Source organism: Bacillus sp. ISL-75, assembly GCF_018613095.1.
Genome location: NZ_JAGGQX010000098.1, coordinates 1 through 3,827, shown reverse-complemented (window position 1 = coordinate 3,827; position 3,827 = coordinate 1). Strand labels below are relative to the sequence as shown.

The window sequence follows — 3,827 nt, the reverse complement described above, 5'->3', positions numbered from 1 at the left end:
AGGATTATTGGAAAGATTCCAATATTAATTTTATAGTAGGGTTGTAGAAAAGAAAACGCTATCAATTGAATGGAGGAGTTATTTTCATGGAAAAATTAAATGTGTTACTAGTATGTGGATCTGGGGCAAGTTCTGGTTTTATGGCATCAAATATTCGGAAGGCTGCTGCGAAACGTAACCTTGATATTAACATTAAAGCACGCGGTGAGGCAGAAATTGAAAATTACATTGATGAGATCGATGCCTTAATGGTAGGTCCTCACTTAGCCTATATCTTAGACGAAATCGAGGATTATATCGGTGATGCTGATGTGAAAGTTTTATTAATGAAGCCTTCCTACTATTCTACCTTAGATGGAGAGGCTGCTTTAGAAGATTTATTAAAGGAATTCTAATTATTTCGAAGCGAGGTGCGTTAAAAGAATGGAGAAACTAATTAATTGGCTTGAAAAAGACTTCGCGCCAAAAATGAACAAAATTAATCTTAATGTATGGGTCGTAACCCTAAAAGATTCCATTATGCAACTACTTCCATTTATCTTATTAGGTTCTTTATTTTGTTTATTAACCATCCCTGGTGATGTATTCCACATTAAGAACTACCCTAATTTCTGGACACTGTTCGGTTGGACAATGGGGTTGTTATCCCTATTTGTTTCTTTCCTAATTCCATTTAACTTAATGGAAAAGAAACGTATGCGTAAGCAACGTATGATTGCTGGGTGTACTGGTCTTATCACTTTCTTAATTATTATTTCACCTCAAGTCATTGCAGATAAAACGGTTGGTTTTAGTCATGCATCATTAGGTTCTGGCGGTATGTTCGTCGCTATCGTGGCTGGTGTATTTACCGGCTGGATTATGGGACTGTTCGGATCATTCTCGTTCTTTAAAGAAGAGTCCGTTATTCCTGATTTTGTCCGCGCTTGGTTTGATGCGATGCTTCCTATTGCGGTTGTGATTGTGGCAACGTGGTTAGTTGTTGACATTGCTGGCTTTGATTTATACAACTCAATTTTGAAGATATTTATGCCTCTGGCAAAAGTAATGGAATCACCTTGGGGCTTCCCGTTGATCATGTTTATTACCTGTTTCTTATACACAATGGGAATTTCCACTTGGGTGCTGACTCCAGTAACAAAGCCTGTTCTTTTAGCTGCGATTACAGCGAATGCTACTGCTGGAGCCTCAAATCTTGTAACTTCTGAAACGATGTATTCGGCTTACCTGTGGGTTGGAGGCATCGGCACTACATTACCATTAGTTATCATGCTAGCTTTTTCGAAAAATGCGAAACTCAAAGCACTTGGCCGAGCCAGTATTACTCCTAGTATTTTCAATATTAATGAGCCAGTCGTATTTGGGGCGATTGCCTGGAACCCCATCATGATGTTCCCAATGTGGATTATCGGAATTGTCCTGCCAATCATTATTTGGATTTTCACAAAGGTCATTCACTTTGCTCCGATTCCAAAAATTGTATTTGATTTATGGTATGTTCCTTTCCCGATTTCAACTTGGATTACAACAGGTACATTTTCCGGTATTATCCTGATGCTTGTCTGTGTGATTACAGCGTCTCTCATTTGGTATCCATTCTTTAAGGTATATGAAAAGCAAGAAATGAAAAACGAAGAAAATGATGTGAAAACCGAATTAAGACAAGCAAAATAATGATTTTGAGGAGATATTAAACTATGATTTCTGAAAAAACCGCTGAGAATGCCATGCAGATTATTCTCCATGCTGGAGATGCACGCGTTCATTGTATGAATGTGTTAAAAGCGATTGAAAGTAGTGATTTTGAAAAAGCCAAAGAGCAAATGAAACTAGCAAATGACGAAATCGTCAAAGCCCATCGGATTCAAACAGATGCGATTTCAGTGGAAACACAAGGTGAAACTGGTGATTATTCTGTGCTCTTCGCCCACGCCCAAGATACATTAATGACTATTTATAGTGAAATTAACATTGCGAAACGAATGATTAAGATTTTTGAAGCGTATGACGCTAGGTTAACAAAATTAGAAATAGCAGGAAAGGAGAATGACCATGAGTAAAGTACCAACAGGTTTTCCTGAAGGCTTTTTATGGGGTGGTGCTATTGCTGCTAACCAGGCGGAAGGCGCTTATGACATTGGCGGAAAAGGATTAAGCGTAGCGGATATTAACGAATTCCGTGCCGACATTCCGATTGAGAAAAAAACAAACCTCGAAATTGATACGCAGTACATTGAAGAAGCCTTAAAAAGCACCGATCGAGTTTTTCCTAAACGATGGGGCATCGACTTCTATCATACGTACAAAGAAGATTTAAAATTATTAGCTGGAATGGGACTGAAAACATTTAGAACTTCTGTTGCCTGGACACGCATCTTCCCTAAAGGCGATGAAGTAGAACCGAATGAAACAGGTTTACAGTTCTACGATGACTTATTTGATGAAATCATTAAGAACGGAATGGTTCCGATGATTACCATCTCTCATTATGAAATGCCTTTATACTTAACAACCGAGTATAAAGGCTGGTATTCCCGTGAAATGATCGATTTCTTCACTCGTTACTGTAAAGTATTGTTTGATCGTTACCACGAAAAGGTGAAACACTGGATAATCGTGAACCAAATTAACTTAATCGTGCATGAATCCTTTAACCATCTAGGAATTGCAGAAGATAAAGTCGAAAACCTGCTTGAAGCAAAATATCAGGGTGTTCACAATGAAATGGTTGCGTGTGGGTACGCAACCAAATACGCTCATGACAACTATCCAGATTTAGAAATCGGAATGATGTTATGTGGCGGTCCTACTTATGCAGCAACTCCAAAACCAGAAGATGTATTAGCTACTGTCCGTCATAATCAAATGGAGTATTTCTATTCAGATGTATTGCTGCGTGGGTACTATCCTGGATACGCATTCAGATATTTTGACGATATTGGCATCAACGTTGTATTCGGCGAAGGTGATGAAGAAGCGTTGAAAAATACAGCTGACTTTATGTCATTCTCTTACTACTATACCCGGATTTGTGATGCAGAAAGTTTTGCAAATGGAAATGAAGACCACCGTAACCCACAATTAGATGCAAACCCTTGGGGATGGTCAATCGACCCAGTGGGTTTAAGAACATTTCTTAACCTGTTCTACGACCGTTATCAATGTCCAATATACATCACAGAAAACGGTGTTGGCTACTATGACCAATTAGAAAATGGAGAAATACACGACCCTTACCGTATTGACTACTACCGTGCACACATCGAACAAATGAAAGAAGCAATCAAAGACGGTGTGGACCTACGTGGTTACTACGCTTGGGGGCCTATCGATATTATCAGCTGTTCATCATCTGAAATGTCTAAACGCTACGGCTTTATTTATGTAGATCAAGATGATTATGGTAAAGGCAGCAAGAAACGCTTGTTGAAAGACAGCTATCATTGGTATAAAAAAGTCATTGAGACGAAGGGAGAAGATTTGAAGTAGTTAGGACGAAGTAAACAATAATGTACTGCAAATTAATAAACAAGGACGGATAAATGAATGTCTGTCCTTGTTTTTAATTCGGCTTAAAATTACAGTATAGCTCCACCGAAAAACAATACAGGCAGCTTAAACAACCATTATTTCCCCTTATGAAGGCGCCTGCTTACACTCTAGTAACAGCCCTTTTTAAACAATCTCTATTTAGACATAAAAAAGCCACCTTTAAGAAATAATTACTTTCTTAAAGGTGGCTGTTATTATATTAAATGATTTCGATATGTTTAATAAGGAACAGGCAAACCGTCCTTCGCTTCAAAAAAATGGCTCCGCAGGTAGGA

Annotated in this window: 4 protein-coding genes; all 4 read left to right on the top strand. The window is 38.4% G+C overall.

The features are described 5' to 3' along the window. The first annotated feature begins 86 nt into the window (after positions 1–86). The 4 genes from J7E63_RS29050 to J7E63_RS29035 are packed head-to-tail and all read left to right on the top strand — an operon-like array spanning position 87 to position 3,489. Positions 87–395 carry a PTS sugar transporter subunit IIB gene (locus J7E63_RS29050; RefSeq protein WP_215018798.1) on the top strand — a complete coding sequence of 103 codons (309 nt, stop codon included), beginning with the start codon at positions 87–89 and terminating at the stop codon, positions 393–395. 28 nt (positions 396–423) lie between these two features. Beyond that, positions 424–1,674, top strand: a complete 1,251-nt coding sequence (locus tag J7E63_RS29045; RefSeq protein ID WP_215018796.1) for a PTS sugar transporter subunit IIC — start codon at positions 424–426, stop codon at positions 1,672–1,674. 23 nt (positions 1,675–1,697) lie between these two features. Next, positions 1,698–2,060: a PTS sugar transporter subunit IIA gene (locus J7E63_RS29040; RefSeq protein WP_215018794.1), complete on the top strand. Its 363-nt coding sequence runs from the start codon at positions 1,698–1,700 to the stop codon at positions 2,058–2,060. Then, entirely contained in the window at positions 2,053–3,489 is a 1,437-nt protein-coding gene (locus J7E63_RS29035; protein ID WP_215018793.1) for a glycoside hydrolase family 1 protein, read from the top strand. Before J7E63_RS29040 ends, J7E63_RS29035 begins: the two co-directional genes overlap by 8 nt. Positions 3,490–3,827: the final 338 nt, after the last annotated feature.